This is a genomic window from Streptococcus sp. DFI.7.26 (assembly GCF_022240605.1).
In the GTDB taxonomy this organism is placed as follows: Bacteria; Bacillota; Bacilli; order Lactobacillales; family Streptococcaceae; genus Streptococcus; species Streptococcus xiaochunlingii.
In genome coordinates this window covers 1-18,829 of the sequence record NZ_JAKOGN010000012.1, presented here as the reverse complement: position 1 = coordinate 18,829, position 18,829 = coordinate 1, and the positions used below count along the sequence as shown (strand labels likewise).

14 protein-coding genes are annotated in these 18,829 nt (G+C 45.6%); 13 read left to right on the top strand and 1 reads right to left on the bottom strand.

Features of this window, described 5'->3' with window-relative positions:
• Window positions 1-390 precede the first annotated feature (390 nt).
• The 10 genes from trpE (at window position 391) to trxA (ending at window position 12,401) form a co-directional block, all read left to right on the top strand.
• Window positions 391-1,746, top strand: a complete 1,356-nt coding sequence (gene trpE / locus L0M85_RS08365; RefSeq protein WP_238656839.1) for an anthranilate synthase component I — start codon at window positions 391-393, stop codon at window positions 1,744-1,746.
• On the top strand, window positions 1,743-2,309 hold the full coding sequence (locus L0M85_RS08360) for an aminodeoxychorismate/anthranilate synthase component II (protein WP_238656838.1): 567 nt from the start codon (window positions 1,743-1,745) through the stop codon (window positions 2,307-2,309). Before trpE ends, L0M85_RS08360 begins: the two co-directional genes overlap by 4 nt.
• Window positions 2,310-2,373: 64 nt before the next feature.
• Window positions 2,374-3,378: an anthranilate phosphoribosyltransferase gene (gene trpD / locus L0M85_RS08355; RefSeq protein ID WP_238656837.1), complete on the top strand. Its 1,005-nt coding sequence runs from the start codon at window positions 2,374-2,376 to the stop codon at window positions 3,376-3,378.
• Entirely contained in the window at window positions 3,375-4,142 is a 768-nt protein-coding gene (gene trpC, locus L0M85_RS08350; protein ID WP_238656836.1) for an indole-3-glycerol phosphate synthase TrpC, read from the top strand. The genes trpD and trpC overlap by 4 nt, the downstream gene beginning before the upstream one ends.
• Window positions 4,129-4,710 carry a phosphoribosylanthranilate isomerase gene (locus L0M85_RS08345; RefSeq protein ID WP_238656835.1) on the top strand — a complete coding sequence of 194 codons (582 nt, stop codon included), beginning with the start codon at window positions 4,129-4,131 and terminating at the stop codon, window positions 4,708-4,710. Before trpC ends, L0M85_RS08345 begins: the two co-directional genes overlap by 14 nt.
• Window positions 4,707-5,909 carry a tryptophan synthase subunit beta gene (gene trpB, locus L0M85_RS08340; protein WP_238656834.1) on the top strand — a complete coding sequence of 401 codons (1,203 nt, stop codon included), beginning with the start codon at window positions 4,707-4,709 and terminating at the stop codon, window positions 5,907-5,909. Before L0M85_RS08345 ends, trpB begins: the two co-directional genes overlap by 4 nt.
• 2 nt (window positions 5,910-5,911) lie before the next feature.
• Window positions 5,912-6,697 (top strand): tryptophan synthase subunit alpha, encoded by a 786-nt coding sequence (trpA, locus tag L0M85_RS08335; RefSeq protein WP_129821935.1) that lies wholly within the window; start codon window positions 5,912-5,914, stop codon window positions 6,695-6,697.
• A 109-nt stretch (window positions 6,698-6,806) separates the two neighbouring features.
• Window positions 6,807-8,807 (top strand): peptide ABC transporter substrate-binding protein, encoded by a 2,001-nt coding sequence (locus tag L0M85_RS08330; RefSeq protein ID WP_238656833.1) that lies wholly within the window; start codon window positions 6,807-6,809, stop codon window positions 8,805-8,807.
• Between the two features lie 114 nt (window positions 8,808-8,921).
• Window positions 8,922-11,993, top strand: a complete 3,072-nt coding sequence (locus L0M85_RS08325; protein ID WP_238656832.1) for a CocE/NonD family hydrolase — start codon at window positions 8,922-8,924, stop codon at window positions 11,991-11,993.
• Window positions 11,994-12,086: 93 nt separating this feature from the next.
• Complete coding sequence (gene trxA / locus L0M85_RS08320) at window positions 12,087-12,401, top strand: thioredoxin (protein WP_125335896.1); 315 nt, start codon at window positions 12,087-12,089, stop codon at window positions 12,399-12,401.
• A gap of 365 nt (window positions 12,402-12,766) precedes the next feature.
• Here trxA and L0M85_RS08315 read toward each other — a convergent pair whose 3' ends face one another.
• Window positions 12,767-14,218: an alpha-amylase gene (locus L0M85_RS08315; RefSeq protein ID WP_238656831.1), complete on the bottom strand. Its 1,452-nt coding sequence runs from the start codon at window positions 14,216-14,218 to the stop codon at window positions 12,767-12,769.
• A gap of 442 nt (window positions 14,219-14,660) precedes the next feature.
• Here L0M85_RS08315 and L0M85_RS08310 point away from each other — a divergent pair, with 442 nt between their 5' ends.
• From L0M85_RS08310 to L0M85_RS08300, 3 genes are all read left to right on the top strand, one after another.
• The gene (locus L0M85_RS08310) at window positions 14,661-16,235 is read left to right on the top strand and encodes a M20/M25/M40 family metallo-hydrolase (protein ID WP_238656859.1); all 1,575 of its coding nucleotides are present in this window, start codon (window positions 14,661-14,663) and stop codon (window positions 16,233-16,235) included.
• 105 nt (window positions 16,236-16,340) lie between these two features.
• A complete protein-coding gene (locus tag L0M85_RS08305) occupies window positions 16,341-17,084 on the top strand; it encodes an ABC transporter ATP-binding protein (RefSeq protein WP_048690515.1) in 744 nt (247 codons plus the stop codon).
• Window positions 17,074-18,720: a hypothetical protein gene (locus tag L0M85_RS08300; RefSeq protein WP_048690513.1), complete on the top strand. Its 1,647-nt coding sequence runs from the start codon at window positions 17,074-17,076 to the stop codon at window positions 18,718-18,720. Before L0M85_RS08305 ends, L0M85_RS08300 begins: the two co-directional genes overlap by 11 nt.
• The last annotated feature ends 109 nt before the right edge of the window (window positions 18,721-18,829 follow it).

The following is an 18,829-nucleotide window of genomic DNA, read 5'->3' as shown; positions in this document are numbered from 1 at the left end:
AAAAAAGTAGTAAAATATGTAGTAAATCAGAAAGTAACTAGTCTAAGATTTTCAGGGAGCCTGCGGGTATTGTGAGCAGGTAGTCGGAGTTAGTGAACATTGGGCTGATTGTTTAGAGTAGGAGAAGATAACACATATTCTTCTCGGTAGGCACCCCTTATAGTGCGACTCCTTGTTAGAGGAGATAGAGATAATGGTCGCTTTCTACCCTTTTGACCATTAACTGAGGTGGTACCGTGTTAAACCTGATTTAATGCCCTCACAGAGTGTTACTCTGTGAGTTTTTTTGTATTCTGTTGAAGTTGGTCAGCTTGCTAACTTTGAAGAGTATTGGATGTGCTTGGATTAGGACTTGCATCGCTTTGTCCCTAGGAAAAGAAAGGAATTCCTATGAAAAAAATTTTACCAGCTGATACCTTAACCCCCATTCTAGCCTACATGCGTGTCCAAGGTGACCATAAGGTCATCCTTGAGTCAATCCCGCGTGAGAAGGAGAATGCCCGTTTTTCTATCGTGGCATACAATCCAGTATTTGAGGTGACCTATCAGGATGGCATCCTGTATGAGAATGGCAAGGTGCTGGAGCAAGATCCTTTTGACTACCTCCACCAGGTAACGGTCAAGGGGCTGACGTCTGATCTTCCTTTCGCTGGTGGGGCCATCGGTTTTGCAGGCTACGATATGATTGGAGTCTATGAAGAGATTGGATCCATTCCTCAGGATACCATCGGGACGCCAGATATGCATTTCTTCATCTACGAGTCCTATTTGATTTTTGATCACAAGAAGGAAAAAGTCTATGTGGTGGAAGACAATATCTACTCTGGTCGAAGCAATGATGCGGTCCGCCAATCACTGGGGCAAGTGGTGACCGATCTGCAAACCCAAGCGCCCAACGAGTTCACCCCTCAGGCCTTACAGGCCCTCCACTTCACCAACCACATCGAGAAGGAAGTCTTTATGGAGATGGTGGAGAAGGCCAAAAAGCTGATCCGTGAAGGCGATATGTTCCAATGTGTCCTCAGTCAACGCTTCTTAGCAGACTTTGAGGGTGATCCTTTGGATTATTACCGGAATTTGCGCGTGACCAACCCATCCAACTATCTCTATTTCTATGACTTTGGCGACTACCAGATTATTGGGGCCAGTCCTGAAAGCCTGGTATCGGTGAAGAAGGGAGAGGTGACCACCAATCCAATCGCTGGAACCCGACCTCGTGGAGCGACGGAAGAAGAGGACCAAGCTCTGGCTCATGAACTCCTTCACGATATCAAGGAAACAGCCGAGCACCGCATGCTAGTGGATCTGGGACGAAATGATATCGGGAAAATCGCTCAAAACGGGACGGTCGAAGTGACCAAGTATATGGAAGTCGAGTATTTCCGCTATGTCATGCACCTGACCAGTGTGGTCAAGGGGCAACTCCTGCCACACTTAACAGCTCTCGATGCACTCAAATCCACCTTGCCAGCTGGAACAGTGTCTGGGGCTCCTAAGATTCGGGCCATGCGTCGGATTTATGAGTTGGAACAGGAAAAACGTGGTGTCTATGCGGGAGCTATTGGTTACCTCTCTGCGACAGGGGACATGGACTTTGCCATTGCCATCCGGACCATGATTATCAAGAATCAAAAGGCCTACGTCCAGGCTGGAGCAGGGATTGTCTACGACAGTGTTCCGGAGAATGAATTTTACGAGACGATTAACAAGGCAAAATCGATGACAAGAATAGGAGATGTTCAATGATTTTATTAGTGGATAATTACGATTCCTTCACCTATAATTTGGCCCAATACCTGGGAACTTTTACAGAGGTCGAAGTCTTGCGAAATGATGATGAGCGCTTGTATGAGCAGGCGGAAGTGTCAGATGCCCTCGTCTTCTCCCCGGGGCCAGGCTGGCCAGCAGATGCTGGGAAAATGGAAGCCATGATCAAAGACTTTGCAGGTAAGAAACCTATGTTGGGGATTTGCTTAGGTCACCAAGCCCTGGCGGAGACCTTTGGCGGCAAGTTGTGCCTGGCTAAGAATGTCATGCATGGCAAACAAAGCCAGATTACCTTTGAAACGCCATCTCCCATTTTCAAGGACATTGAAAATGATGTGCCCATCATGCGTTACCATTCTATCGTAGTAGACCAAATGCCAGAAGAATTTGAGGTAACAGCCATTACCACGGACGACCAAGAAATCATGGCCATCCAACACAAGAACCTGCCCATCTACGGACTTCAGTATCATCCTGAGAGTATCGGTAGTCCAGATGGTCTAAAAATGATCGAAAATTTTGTGAAGCTCGTCCTAGACTAGACCAGCAGTTCCTAGCAGCTAAAATTTCTATTGAAACGTATAGAAAAGACAAGAGGAAACCCTTATGAAAGAACTATTCTTACAAATCTCTAATCGCCAAGACTTGACGCAAGAGCAGGTCCAAGAGGTCTTTGATCAAATCTTGCAGAACCAACTATCAGAAAGTCAAATCGCTGCCTTTTTGATGGGACTCAAAACCAAGGGAGAAACAGCAGATGAAATTACCGGAATTGTACGTGCCTTAAAGGCCCATGCGACGGTATTGCCAGAAACCTTCTCAGATGCCATGTGCAACTGTGGGACTGGCGGTGACCAATCCTATAGCTTTAACATTTCGACGACCGTTTGCTTCGTTTTGGCTGCTGGAGGGATCCGCATGGCTAAGGCCGGTAATCGCTCTGTTTCTTCTAAGTCAGGCTCTGCAGATGTCCTAGAAGCGCTGGGCATCAACGTGGCTGCCTCGCCAGAGACCCTTTCTAAAGCCTTGTACGAGGTTGGCTTGGCCTTTATCTTTGCGCAGACCATGCATCCGGCTATGCGCTTCATTGGCCCTGCTCGTCAAGCTATGGGGATTCCAACCATTATGAACCTGGTCGGTCCTCTTGCTAATCCATTAGATCTAGAAACCCAACTCATGGGGCTTTATCGTGTCGAGTTGCAAGAGATTGTCGCGCGTGCCATCCAGCAACTGGGACGCAAACGTGCCGTCGTCATCACTGGTCCTGACAATATGGACGAGGCAGCTCTTTATGGAACCAATACCTATACCCTCCTAGAAGACGGCAAGATCAGCCAGCATACCTTTACCTATGAAGATCTGGGGATGGACAAGGTGGAGCTGTCTGAAATAACTGGTGGCGATGCCAAGGAAAATGCAGAAATTCTCCTCAGTGTCTTGAAGAATGAAGCCAGCCCTTATCTGGAAACAACAGTTCTCAATGCTGGTCTTGGTTTCTATGCCAATGGAAAAGTCGCAAGTATCAAAGAAGGTGTGGAGCTAGCGCGTCACTTGATTGCGGATGGTTCTGCCCTTGCTAAATTGCAACACTTACAAGAGGTTCAAGTATGAGTAAAGCCTTTCTACCGACAATCCTAGAACAAAAAGAAAAAGAAGTGGCCCAAATGGTCATGGAAGACCTCCAGCCTCTTCGTCAGACCTACCGTCTCTATGATTTTCTCAAGAGCCATCAAGAGCAATTGCAGATCATCGCTGAGGTGAAGAAAGCCAGCCCTAGTATGGGGGATATTAACTTGGATGTGGATATTGTCGCCCAAGCCAAGACCTATGAAGAAAATGGGGCAGCCATGATCTCAGTCCTGACGGACCAAGTCTTTTTCAAGGGAGATCTCGACTACCTTCGTGAGATTTCTTCCCAAGTGTCGATTCCAACCTTGGCCAAGGACTTTATCATCGATGAGAAGCAAATCGTTCGCTCTCGCAATGCCGGAGCGACGGTCATTCTCTTGATTGTCGCAGCCCTGCCAGAAGCCCGGCTTAAAGAACTTTACGACTTTGCGACGGGGCTAGGTTTGGAAGTGCTTGTAGAGACCCATAACTTACCTGAGCTCGAAATCGCTCATCGGATCGGGGCGGACATTATCGGGGTCAACAACCGGAACCTGGTCACCTTTGAAACGGATCTGAATACCAGTCTTGAATTGTCCACGCATTTCAAAGACCAGCCGGTTTATATATCGGAGTCCGCTATTTTTAATGGGTCAGATGCGGCTCTAGTCGCTCCCTACTTTAATGGGATCTTGGTAGGGACTGCCCTCATGACAGCAGGAGATGTAGCAGAAAAAGTCAAGGAGTTACAAATTGACAAAGGTTAAAATATGCGGCCTGTCCACAGTGGAAGCCGTGGAGACGGCTGTCCTAGCAGGAGCAGACTATATCGGCTTTGTATTCGCTAAGAGCAAGCGACAAGTCAGTCTGGAGCAAGCCCACGAATTGGCGAGACTGGTGACTGGCAAGACAAAAATTGTCGGAGTCTTTGTCTCACCCAGTCTAGAGGACTTGGAGCAAGCCATTGCTCAGGTTCCCTTAGATATCGTTCAAATTCATGGAAATTTTGATGAAGATCAGATTCCAAATATATCAGTTCCCGTCATTCGCGCGATCCAGCTCAGAGATGGGGAAGCCCAAGTGTCAAGCCAGGCAGAATATCTGCTCTTTGATGCTCCAGTAGCTGGGAGTGGCCAAACCTTTGATTGGGACTTGCTGAAAGATCAGAAGATCCAGCAGGATTTCTTTATTGCAGGGGGCTTGACAGTGGACAATGTCCGCCAAGCTCGAGAGACCTTTCAGCCCTATGCCTTGGATGTCTCTTCGGGGGTCGAAACAGACGGACACAAAGATATAGAAAAGATAAAAGCATTTATAGAAGGAGCGAAAGCATGAACTATCAACTACCGGATGAAAAAGGGTTTTATGGAAAATTTGGGGGCCAGTTTGTCCCAGAAACCCTGATGACAGCCGTGATCGAACTGGATAAGGCATACAGAGAAGCCAAAGCAGACCCAAGTTTTCAAGCGGAATTGGATGACTTGCTCAAGAATTATGTAGGGCGGGAGACTCCACTATACCACGCCAAAAGCCTCTCCAAGCACATCGGTGGGGCACAAATCTACCTGAAACGGGAAGACCTCAACCATACAGGGGCCCACAAGATTAACAATGCTCTTGGTCAGGTCTTGCTGGCTAAACGGATGGGCAAGAAGAAGATCATCGCGGAGACAGGGGCTGGTCAACACGGAGTTGCAACAGCGACGGCAGCAGCACTCTTTGAGATGGAGTGTACCATCTACATGGGGGAAGAAGATGTCAAACGCCAAGCCCTCAATGTCTTTCGGATGGAGCTCTTGGGAGCAAAAGTCCATAGTGTGACAGACGGATCGCGCGTGCTAAAAGATGCGGTCAATGCGGCCCTTCGTGCATGGGTAGCTGGGATTGATGATACTCACTACATCATGGGATCAGCCCTTGGACCAGCTCCCTTCCCAGAGGTTGTCCGAGATTTTCAATCCGTGATTGGTAAGGAAGCCAAACGTCAGTTTGCTGAAGTCTCGGGTGGAAAACTTCCTGACGCGGTCCTAGCCTGTATCGGTGGAGGCTCCAATGCCATTGGCATGTTCTACCCCTTCGTAGAAGACGAATCTGTAGCCATGTACGGAGCAGAAGCCTCTGGTCTTGGTTTGGATACGGACAAACACGCAGCGACCTTTGCCAAAGGTCGTCCAGGAATCCTTCACGGAGCCTTGATGGAAGTACTTCAAGATGCCCATGGACAGATCATGGAAGCTTTCTCCATCTCAGCTGGTTTGGATTATCCTGGTGTGGGGCCAGAGCATTGCTATTTTAATGAAATTGGCCGAGCAAGCTATGATTCCATCACGGATGAAGAAGCCCTCGAAGGATTTAAGTTACTCTCTCGTTTGGAGGGGATCATTCCAGCATTGGAGTCCAGTCATGCTATCGCTCTAGCGCAAAAAGTCGCAGCACAAATGACTCCGGACCAAAATCTCATCATCTGCCTATCTGGTCGCGGAGACAAGGATGTCATGCAGGTGAAAGAACGGTTTGAAGCAGAAGGGAAGTAGAGATGACCAAAACACTAACACAGCATTTACAAGCTATTAAAGACAGCAAGCGTGGGATCTTCGTCCCTTACATCATGGCGGGGGATCATGAGAAGGGACTAGATGGGCTTTTTGAGACCATTCAGCTCTTGGAAGAAAGTGGAGCATCGGCTATTGAAGTGGGGATTCCCTGGTCGGACCCTGTAGCGGATGGGCCAGTCATCGAAATGGCTGGGCAACGTAGTTTGGCCAAGGGAGTGACCTTAACCGCTATTGTAAAAAAACTTCAAGAACAAGAGACCAAGATTCCCCTGGTCATCATGACCTATATCAATCCAGTCTACCAATATGGGATTGAAGCCTTTATAAAAGAATTGGCTTCTACCTCCGTCAAAGGGTTAATCATTCCCGACTTGCCAAATGAACATGCGGATATGATAGCACCTTACTTGGAAGGGAGTGATATTGCCCTTGTACCCCTGGTCAGCTTGACCACAGGCATCGAACGTCAAAAGGCCTTGATCCAAGAAGCAGAAGGCTTTATCTATGCGGTAGCCATCAATGGAGTTACTGGGAAAATGGGCAATTACCGGGATGACTTGGATCAGCACTTGGCGACCTTGAGAGATTTGGCCACTATTCCAGTTCTGACAGGATTTGGGGTCTCCACCCAAGAAGATATCCAACGCTTTAATCAGGTATCGGATGGTGTCATCGTAGGCTCAAAAATTGTTCGGGACCTTCATGAGGGCAAAACCAGCGATGTTAAGGCCTTTGTAGACTATGGTTCACATTTTAATAAATGCTAAGGATAAGAAAAATTACAAAATTTAATAAATTTTCAGAAAATTACTTCTCTTCTGAAAATCTTTGTGGTATAATCTTAAGACAACCTTAAAAATTTATTAGGAGTAAACAATGAAAAAAAGAAATGTCATTGCTCTTGCAGGAGTAGCTCTTCTTTCAGCAGGTATTCTTGCAGCATGTTCTGGTGGTTCTAAATCATCAAGCTCAAGCTCAAAATCAAGTGAGTCAGGTCAAAAATTCTCTTACGTCTATGAGACAGAACCTGAAAACTTGAACTACATCACATCTGGTAAAGCTGCAACCCACGAAATCACAGGAAACTTGATCGATGGTTTGTTTGAAAACGACAAGTATGGAAATTTGATTCCTTCACTTGCTAAAGATTGGACAGTTTCTCAAGATGGCTTGACTTATACTTACAAACTTCGTGATGATGCCAAATGGTATGATTCGGAAGGGGAAGAGTACGCGGATGTGACAGCAGATGACTTCGTTGCAGGGATCAAGTATGCCGCTGACCACAAGTCTGAAATGCTCTACATCATTCAAAACTCTATCAAGGGCTTGAATGATTATGTTGAAGGTAAGACTTCAGACTTCAAAAATGTAGGCATTAAAGCAGTTGATGATCATACCCTTCAAATCACTTTGAACCAGGCAGAGCCTTTCTGGAATTCTAAGTTGACTCTTGGGATCACTTTCCCAATCAATGAGAAATTCGTAGAATCTAAAGGGGATAAATTTGCCCAAGCAAGTGACACTAGCTCTCTTCTTTACAATGGTCCATACATCTTGAAGAGCTTTACTTCTAAATCATCTATCGAGATGAGCAAGAATGAAAACTACTGGGATAAGGACAATGTTCACATCACAGACGTTAAGCTCGAATACTATGATGGACAAGACCAAAGTAAATTGGCGAACTCATTTGAGGACAATGCTCTTAGCCTTGCTAAATTGTTCCCAACTGGACCTGGATTTACAGACCAAGCTAAGAAGTTTAAAGATGAAATCATCTACACACCTCAAGATGCCAGCACCTTCGTTATCGGTGTGAATATCGACCGTCAGTCTTACAAGTACACTTCAAAAACAACAGATGAAGAAAAATCATCTACTAAGAAAGCTCTTTTGAACAAAGACTTCCGTCAATCAATCAGCTTTGCCTTTGACCGTGAAGCCTATGCTGCCCAAGCGAATGGTAAAGATGGAGCAAGCAAACTGATCCGTAACTTGTACATCCCACCTACATTCGTTCAAGCAGATGGCAAGACCTTCGGTGAGATGGTTAAATCTGAGTTGGTGACTTATGGAGACGAGTGGAAAGATGCAAATCTTGACGATGGTCAGAATGGTCTTTACAACGAAAAACAAGCCAAAGAAGAGTTTGCCAAAGCGAAATCTGCACTTGAAGCAGATGGCGTGAAATTCCCAATCCACTTGGATATGCCAGTAGACCAAACGACTCAATCTAAGGTTCAACGTGCTCAATCCTTCAAACAATCGGTTGAAAGTACGCTTGGAAAAGAAAACGTCGTTGTCGATATCCACATGGTATCTAAAGAAGACCTCTTGAACGTGACGCTCTTTGCTGCTAAGGCAGAAGACGAAGACTGGGATATCTCAGATAACGTTGGATGGAGCCCTGACTATCAAGACCCATCAACTTACCTTGATATCTTGAAAGCATCTTCTGGTGAAAACACTCGTACCTTCCTTGGATTTGACCCAAGCGAAAACAACGAGGCAGCTAAGAAAGTTGGTCTCTACGACTTTGAGAAGATGGTAACAGAAGCAGGAGCTGAAACACAAGACCTTAACAAACGTTATGAGAAATATGCTGCAGCTCAAGCTTGGTTGACTGATAGTGCTTTGGTCATCCCAACCACTTCTAAGACTGGTCGTCCATTCTTGACTCGTGTTGTACCATTCTCAGCACCATTTGGCTGGACCGGTGGTAAAGGGAAAGACAACGTTGTCTATAAAGGTATGGAACTTCAAGACAAGGCTGTAACAACCGAAGATTACAACAAAGCTCTTGAAAAATGGAAGAAAGAGCAAGCAGAGTCTAACCAAAAAGCTCAAGAAGAATTAAAAGATCATGTGAAATAAGCATCTTTTGATCGAGGCAAATTTGCCTCGATTTTTTTCTTGTTCAGAATTTGCTATAAAAGCGCTTACATAGTATAATAGTTGTATTGATTACAAAATAGTGAGGTCTCTTTTATGAAAAAGAAAACAGTGGTGTCCATGGTGGCTTCAAGCCTTCTGCTAGCTCCCTTTGTCTTAAATCAAGTGGTAGCAGCAGATGAGAACCTAGCAGAGCTTTCTCCAACGAAAGAAGTGGTGACTCAGGTGGCTCCGGAGCCTGTAGCTTCTGAAGGAGCAGCTTCCCAATCTCAAGCAGATCAAGCAGCATCCGCTCCAAGTATGGATCCTAAGAAGGAAGTAGAGGTTTCTGAACCTGCAGGACCGAGTCCAATTGGTCCTGCAGAGATGGAGAAGGCTGACCAGCCAGTTGGACAAGAAAAGACCGTGACGGTAACTGAAAAAACAAACCTTCCACAGGCACCTCAGGGGGTAGGTGTCCCAGCTAGTCCAGCGGCTTCGACAGGAACATCAACTCCAGCAACGGGACAAGCCTTGACCTCTTATACAGGAAGCTTGGCAAATAGTGAGCTCAAGGATAAGGAATTAACGGTTCAAAATGCTGTTGATGAATTGCTTCAGTGGGCTGCGACGGATTCCAAGCAGGTCGGTCAATCGGCTGCGGATCGGGAACGCTTTGCTAAGAGTCTAGGAATGATCAGTACTCAAGAGGACTTGAACCGCAAGGTCAGTCAAGAAGAGCTGACCAATATGTATAGCATTGCTAAGAAACTCTATGATGCCTATCGCTCTGAAAAGAAAGCTCCTCTCTTTTTAAATGGGCGGGCTCAACCCATCTTCCCTTATACTACTGGGGAAAAATCAAATGAAGACTATCACTATGAGGATAGCGAAATCGTCCGCTTCCCAGTCTATGTAGAGACCGATTACGATACAGATGCGGATGGCAAGCCGGACTTAGTAAAGGCCATTGTCCAGTTGCCTAAGGCAGTTGCCAGGGGAGACTTTAAGGCGGCGACCATTTTGGAAGCACGTCCTTATGTAGCAGGAACCTTGGATGAGAACTATGTGACCCTTGAAAGTTTGGGCTTACCGACAGATGGCTCCTATGATATGAAGAAATTGCGGAAGCAACCAGCTAAACGACAAGCAGTTGGAAACTCGTCAACAGTAGAAGCGGCTAAGAAGGCCAAGGCTTCGGATTGGTATTACTACAGTCCCTACGAGTATATCTATGACTACGAAAATCTCAACTGGTACGACTATTTCTTGGTCAGAGGCTATGCTTTTATCTCCAGTGCAGGACTTGGTACCAAGGGATCAGAAGGATTTAACACCACAGGGTCTGATCTCGAAGTCAATGCCTTCAAGAATATCATCGAATGGGTCAATGGCAAGCGCAAGGCCTACACCGATAAGACTAGCAATGTCGAAATCAAGGCAGACTGGGCAACTGGCAATGTTGCTATGACCGGTCTATCCTGGGCTGGAACCACGACCTTTGGTGTGGCAGCGACAGGCGTAGAAGGCCTAAAGACTATCGTTCCGGCAGCAGGAATCGCCTCTTGGTATGATTATTTCAATAGCCAAGGAACCCAGTTTGGCAATGCACCTTATAGTGACCTTTCATGGCTCTCCCTCTACGTTAGCACGCGGATGCTTGATCAAGACGATTGGGCAGGTATTTGGCAAAATTATGCCAACTATATCAACCAGCTCAACAAGGATCAAAATGCGCATGAACGCAATTACAGCGATGTCTGGAAGGAGCGGGATTATACCCTTCATCCTGAAAAATTCAAGACCAGTGCCCTCTTGGTTCATGGCTTGAATGATGACAACGTTAAAACCAAGCATTTTGAACTTATGTACGATGCCCTCAAGAAGGCAGGCCAAAATGTCAAGCTCTATCTCCACCAGGGAGACCACGTCTATCCAGCAGCCATGTCTCGTGGTTATGGTATCCAGGCCAATGGCCAAGATTTCTATGATCTTTTGAATACCTGGCTTAGTCATTACTTGTACGGGGTAGAGAATCAAGTTGACAAATTACCAGCTGTCTTGGCTCAAAACAACTATGACCCAAGCAAGTGGACCACTTATGATAACTGGAAGACTTCACAACGCCTCTTCCTCAATGCCCAGTCGAAACGCTTGGAAGAGACGATTTCAAGCGACTACGCAGGAGCTGGCATAGAGATTGCTAAACGCAACGAAACTGTGAGCCAAGGATCTTCAAAAGCCAACATGACCTTTGTGTCAGAAGTGACAGAAGATACTACCATCAAAGGGCATATCCCTGTGCACTTCAAGGCAGCCCTGGCTAAGGGGAAAGGCAAAAACTTTCAGATCAATGCCCTTTTAGTCGACGTCTCTGATGAGGAATTTGATGTGGTCGGCAACGGTGGCGTCAAAGCAGATAAAAAAGCAGACGGCTTCTGGATGGGAAGTAACCTTTCTAATCTCTCTGTAGCAGAGTTTGAGACCATTAAGACCAAATACAAGGTCATTGCCAAAGGATGGATCAACCTGGCCAACCCTGAGTCTGGCTATGATTCAGCTAGCTCAAGAAATAGCATCGAGCCAAAAGTTGGAGAATTCCACGACTATACGGTCCATCTTCAACCAAACCTCTATACGGTTAAAAAGGGCCACAAGCTAGCCCTAGTCTTCAATACCTATGATCCATCAGATCTAACAGTGGAAAATCCATACGAAGTCACCTTCAAGACAGATTCGATCCGTGCGACCATTCCGATTGTAGAAGGAACGCGTTCGCAAGTAGCTACTTATCTTCCTAATGCAGCTGATACAGCTTATGCTGCCCTTCCTGAGATTCAAGGAGCTAAATTGGTAGAACCAGCAGTTCATTCCATCGAAGAATACCATCTGCCAGTCCTTCCAAAGCCTGAAAGTTATGGTAGATCAGAGCGTCCTGCTAGTACAAATCTTCGTCCTCTCGTCAAAACGGCTGAGAAAGAAACTGTAAAATCAGAATCTCTATCTGTTGCTTATGGACAAACATTTGTCTATGAGACGGGTAAAGCAGTAGTTCCAGCGCAAGAAAAAGCAGGTCAGCTTCCTCAAACAGGCACTGAAGAGGAATGGATAGGATACTATGGGTTAGGTACCCTCCTCTTGTCTAGCCTTCTTTTCTGGAAGAAAAAGAAAGAAGATGTCCAAGGCTGAGAACGTAGCAAATATTTCTAAAAACTAGAATTTTGGTGTAGAATAGAACTATCAATGAGAGATTAGTGGAAAGCACTGATCAAAGGAGGAACTATGGTACACGTACTAACAGATGCAACATTTGAACAAGAAACTAGCCAAGGCTTGGTCTTGGTGGACTTTTGGGCAACTTGGTGTGGTCCTTGCCGGATGCAGGCACCAATCTTGGAACAGTTGGCAGAAGAGATCCATGAAGATGACTTGAAAATCTTTAAGATAGATGTGGATGAAAATCCAAACACTGCTCGTAACTTTGGCATCATGTCTATCCCAACACTCTTGTTCAAAAAAGATGGCCAAGTGGTGAAACAAGTCGCTGGTGTTCACACCAAAGAACAACTCAAAGCGATTGTTGCGGAATTAAGCTAAGATAAAAGGAGCCCTTGGCTTCTTAGCGAATCAAACTCGTTCATTTCCGGTGATGGAAGTGGGCGAGTTTTTTCTTTTTATGAATTTGTTAACAGAATAAGATAAGGAATTGACAGCGCTTTCCTAAGGTGTTAGAATGAACCTGTGGTTTACTATAAAATATAAGAAAGAGAGTGGGACAGAAATCGGTAATTCGTTAGAATTCGATTTCGTTGTCCCACCTTCGCACAGTTGAGTAGGGCTGTAAAGCTGATGAAATCAGCGTAGTAGAGCCCACTCAACCACTGCGTCTTGCTCGACAATCCAAAGACAATTGAAAGGCTAGAACTTTTGTCCCAGCCTCTTTACTCGATTTAATTTACTAGTTAGTCTGCTAAAATCCATACGCTGACGGAGCGTTCTGAGACTGGGAAATCAGCCCAGCCGTCTTCTTGGATTTGAACGGGTTCTTGGTAATTTCCTAGGGCATCGTAGTAGGTCTGTCCTGCATATGCTTGGCCGATTTCCATGCGTTTGGTAGATGCAGCCGCATTTGAAATCACGCAGGCGATAGGAGCAGACTCTTCCGTTCCAGAGCGAGTCCAACCAATGCAGTTAGGATCGTCAAAGTAATCCCTTTGTTCACCGTAGGATAAGTCTTTGCGGATACGAAGGAGTTGATCAAGCTCGGCTTGGAAATCCTGCTGGGCAAAGTCTCCTGAAATCCCGTAATAGTCTCCGTAAAAGACACATGGAAGTCCAGCCTCGCGTAGGAGAATGAGGGCATAAGCGGCAGGTTTGAACCATTCACCAACAGTGGACTCTAAAGCTTGTCCTCTCTGGGTATCGTGATTATCGACAAAGGTTACAGCACTTTCTGGATGATTGCTTGCGAGAGTACCATTGAAAATAGTGGTTAAATCAAAGTTTTCCCCTTCTTGGCTAGCTCTAAAGAGATTTTGGTGGAGGGCAACGTCGACTAAGTCGAACTGATAGTCAATGCTAGCTAGGTAGTCATTGTTGCTTTGTTCATCCCCGTTCCAAAACTCACCAAATACATAGAAATCGTCTCCATATTTGTCTGTGATTTGCTGGATGAAGTTCTTCATAAAGAAGGAGTCAATGTGTTTGACCGCATCTAGTCGGAAGCCTTGCACCCCAGTTGTTTCAATAAACCATTCAGCCCATTGGTTGAGGTTTTCGACCACTTCTGGGTGTTTAAAGTCAATATCAGCGTACATGAGGTAATCGTAGTTTCCGTTTTCGCTGTCGACCAGATCATCCTGAGCCCAGCCTTTGTTGTCCCCTTGGATCTGGTAGATCCCACTTTTATTGCGGGAAGCATCGTAGTCGGTACCGGTGAAGTGGTACCAGTGCCAGTGGAAGTCATTGTAGGCTCCATTTCGACCATCAAAGGTAAATTTGGTCCATCCTTTGATAGTAAAAGGCTCAGTCAAGACGATGGTCCGATCGTTAGGGTCCACTTCGACCACTTCAAATTTTTCAAGGCCATCGGCTGCTGCCTTATGGTTGAGCACCACATCGGCCATGGGCTGAATTCCAGCTTCTTTTAAGGCATGGATGGCTTGCAAGTAGTCGTCTTTGAATCCATACTTGGTGCGGACAGTCCCTTTTTGGTCAAATTCTCCAAGGTCAAAGAGGTCATAGACGCCGTAGCCGACATCATTGGCAGATGTCGCTTTAAAAGCAGGTGGCATCCAGATTTTACGAATGCCCAAGTCTGCCAGGTGAGGGGCATCTGCAGCTAAGCGGGACCAGTGTTGAGCATCCGAGGGTAAGTACCATTCAAAATATTGCATTAAGGTTTGATTTTCCATTTTGTTCTCATCTTTCGTGAATAATGCCTTATTTTACCAAAAATGACAGGATAGGGCAAAGGTTTGCACTCTCGAAAACGCTGTCTTTATTAGATGAAAGAAAAATGTGCTGGAAACAAGCTCTCGCATGAGAAAAATGGGGAATTTGCCCTCATGAATAGGAACTATTTTTTCGCTTTTGTTCAAGTTGATTCAATCTGTCTAAAAAGGGACTATAAGTCGAAGAAGTGTCTTCATCATTTGATTGACAGGAAGGAATGTCTGTAGGATCTTCCCTGCTGTCAGTTTAGTTGTTATTCTGTTTGAATGCTGGTTGAAAGTCCCATAATTGAGGTCTTATAGACTCATTCTAGGAGAGATATCTATTATTACTAAAAGGAGGCTTCCATTGAGATCCATAGAACATTTCCAAGAACAAATCGCCATCATTTTTCATGAGGCAATGTCCATACCGAGCTTTACTAATACCGAGACAGAAAGGGAGATAGAAGACTATCTAGACCAACGAATTGGGTCTATTCCATATTTCAAGAGTCACCCCCAGCACTTTGGTCGCCACCCTCTTCCCAATGACCATCTTCATCGCAGTGTCAATTGGGCCTTGGTCGATAAGGGCAAGAAAAAGACAGTGATCCTTTTTCACCACCACGATACGGTAGATCTAGAAGATTACGGTCCCCTAGCCCCTATAGCTTTGGATTCCGAGGCACTGGTTCAAGCCTTGAAGGGCATTGATTTTCGATCAGAAATGCAGGAGGACCTAGATTCTGGCCAATGGCAATTTGGACGAGGTTCTTGTGACATGAAGGCGGCTTTAGCGCTCCAACTGGGTGTCTTAGAAGCCTACGCCTCCGATCCAGAAGGGGGTCAGGTCAACCTCCTCTACCTATCTGTGGGAGATGAGGAGTCCTATTCACGCGGGATGAGAGGAGCATTAAGTTTGCTCTGTCAGTTAAAAGATGAGTTTGACTTGGACTATGTCTTAGCGGTCGATTCAGAACCCTTTGAAGCCACTAGTGATAAGGAAAAGGTCCTGCACATCGGTACTGTCGGCAAGCTCATGCCAGTCGTCGTGACTCAGGGTGTCTTATCCCATATGAAGGAGCCTCTAAAAGGAATCAACGCCCTCTCTCTCTTAATCGCAGTCGCATCGAAATTGGATCTCCATCCAGACCTATCCGACCAAGCGCTGGGAGAGCAGTCTCCTCTCCCTTCTTGGTCTTATCTGCGAGATTTGAAGGAGCAATATGATGTATCGACTGTCCTCTACGCTGCTGGCTATTTCAGTGTGCTGCATCTGAAAAAGACCCCTCAGGAATTGCTGCAACGCATCAAGGAGTTGAGCCAGGAAGCGGTTGATGAGTTTTACGTCAAATACCTGTCCCTCCAGGACCAAGCAGGCCAAGAACATGTGATAGCTCAGCCATGGGTGATCAGCTATCAAGAATTGCTGGATCGTTGCCAAAAGAAGGAAGGCTTTTCAAGCTTCCAAGAGCAATGTGAGCAAAGGGCCTACCAAGCTTTCTTAACTGGAGTCAGCTATCAGGCCATCGCCATCCAGCAGATCCAAGCTTACTTAGACTTCCTAGCGGAGAAGACTCCATTGGTCGTTATTGGCTTTGCACCACCCTATTACCCATCCATGAACTGTCGCTCTTTACCGAATACCAGTCCTAAAATTGGCACCCTGGTGGATGATTACCGCCATTATTTAGGAAAACGCGGCCTGTCCCTGAAGGTGGAGGAATACTTCATGGGCATTTGTGACACCAGTTATTGTGCCCTGGAGAGAGACCTAGCAAGCTATCAGGTTGTCTTGGATAGTTTGGCGACCCCTTCTCAAGTCTACGAGTTGGATCTGGAAAAAATTGCCCAGATTCAAGTGCCAGCAGTCAATTTGGGGCCTTGGGGCAAGGAGCTCCATCAAAGAGGGGAGCGGGTCTTTAGGGAGGATCTCCTGGAGACCATCCCTAACTATCTATTTGGCCTTCTCTACCGTTTTGAAGAATTGCTTTAATACTTAAGTTTTCCATTGACAAATGAGGAAAAGAGGACTAAAATATAGGCAAAATAAGTAACCACTTTCTTTCATTAGGGAAGTGGAATAGGAGAAGGAGAATCTATGATTGAATTTCAAGGAGTCACCAAGGATTACGATGGTCAACTGGCATTGAACCATTTGAACTTAACCATTGAAGATGGGCAAATTGTCGGCTTGATCGGCCATAATGGAGCCGGGAAATCAACGACCATTAAGAGTCTGGTCAGTGTCATCACCCCAACTACGGGTAAAATCTTAGTAGATGGGAAGGACCTTTATAGCAATCGCTTGGAAATAAAGAAGAAAATCGGCTATGTAGCCGATTCGCCAGATCTCTTCCTTCGTTTGACGGCCAATGAATTTTGGGAGTTGGTCGCTACTTCTTATGATATGAGCCAGCAGGAATGTGATGACCGCTTGGAGCAGTTGTTGCATCTGTTTGACTTTGCTAGTCATCGTTATGAGGTTATCGAGTCCTTCTCTCATGGGATGCGCCAAAAGGTCTTTGTCATCGGGGCTCTTCTATCTGATCCAGACATTTGGGTTCTAGATGAGCCCATGACTGGTTTGGATCCCCAAGCCTCTTACGATTTGAAGCAGATGATGCGGGAGCATGCGGATAAGGGCAACACTGTCATCTTCTCTACCCATGTCCTCGAAGTGGCAGAGCAACTCTGTGATAAGATTGCCATCCTGAAGAAGGGGAACCTCATCTTTTATGGAACTATCGAGGAATTAAAGGGGCAACACCCAGAACAAAGCCTAGAGTCCATTTATCTTGGACTGGCTGGTCGAAGAGAAGAGGTGAGTCCAGATGCGTCTTAAAATGGTTCGTCGCCTAGTCGATGTCAACATTATCTACGCTACTCAGCCTGCCCAATTAGCGAAATTTAGAAAGAAGCAGGAAAAGGATCCGACTAGGAAGGTCAATGTTTCCGCCCAGTCCATTCGGACCTATATATTTATCGGTCTCCTTTATCTCTTCCTTTTTGGGATACTTTCTAGTGCCAATGATTTTGTCTCTAGCCCTGGTCCCTTTGTCAATATGATTACGCTCTTTGCGCTCTTAGCCATATCCCAAGGCTTGATGAGTTTTTACAATGTCTTTTACGAAAGCAAGGATTTACAATTTTATCGTCCCTATGCCTTTTCGGATGCAGAAGTGATTGCAGGAAAGAGTATTTCGGTCATTTTAGTGCTCTTGATGGCCCTGCTTCCAATGATCAGTTATTTCATCATTCTTCCTATTCAAGCAGGGGGAAATGTTTTGGTGGGGCTCCTTCTTGGCCTTCTTTGTGCCATGATTCTCCTCTCCATCCTCTTTTTAGGCACCTTGTTCCTATCCCATCTGATTACCAAATCAGCTGTCTTTAAGAAGCACACCAGTTTGGTGTCTAACCTCATCATTGGATTGAGTAGTCTCATTTCCATTGGAGCCTATCTCTATATCAATATGCTCCAATCAGAGCACTCGGTAGCTGGTGATTTGGTCACTCAACCCAGCATTTTTCCTCCGATAGAGGTCTTCCATACCTTTATCTTGAATCCTTTGGATTCAGCTGCACTAGTGGGGATGTTGGCTTGGGTATTGGTTCTAGCAGTTCTCCTTTGGCTGGTCAAAAGTCAGGTCTTGCCTCATTTCTATGATGCTGCCCTTGAGGTTTCTTCTAGTCATGCGGTTAAGGAGCGGGTCAGTCAGATGAAGCTAGGAGATCAGAAGGCCTTTCATCGCTTTACCGTTTCCTACCATAAACGGCTTCTGAGTGATGGTACCTTGCTGACCCAGGTTATCTTCATGATGGCGATTTTCCCTTATCTGTTCACATTTGGCTTGTTTTTAGGAGCATCGCGAGCTTCCTTCCAAATTGAAAACTACCTCACGCCCCAATACCTGCTTCCTTTATCGTTGATTGCTTTTATGATTGGAGTTTTCAACTCTGTGGAAAGCTTGACCAGTATTGGGATCTCCTTGGAACGGGAAAATTTCGCTTATCTTCGTGCCCTTCCGATTGACTTTAAACGCTATTGTTTGAAGAAATTTTGGATCCTCTTTTCAGTTCAGTCTGCTTTACCGATCGTGCTCTTAGTAGGGGTATCTTGCTACTTTGGGGTCCATCCCCTTTCCCTTCTAGCCATGCTTTTGATTTGGTTTTTGACCAGTTTGAGTTTGAGTGTGATCGCTTTTAGACGTGACTACAAGCTTTTAACGACCAATTGGTCGACTGTAACGGATCTGATGAACCGTAATAGAGGAAATGCTGCCCTGAGAGGATTATTGATCTTCGTCTTTATTATCGTTATGCTGATTCTGATAGGTTTTGCTTTCTATCTATCCGCTGTGGCCTTCACCACCTTGATTGCTAGTGTGATTTATCTTCTCATTGCAGCTATAGGAGCTCTTGCAACTGTTTCTATCTATAAACGTACTTTTTATAAATTTAACCAAGAAATTGGTGAATAAAAAGATTCCCTCTGGTCCTGACCGGAGGGAATCTGTATGGTAAAAGAGAGTGGAACAGAAATCGGTAATTCGTTAGAATTCGATTTCGTCGTCCCACCTCCGCACAGTT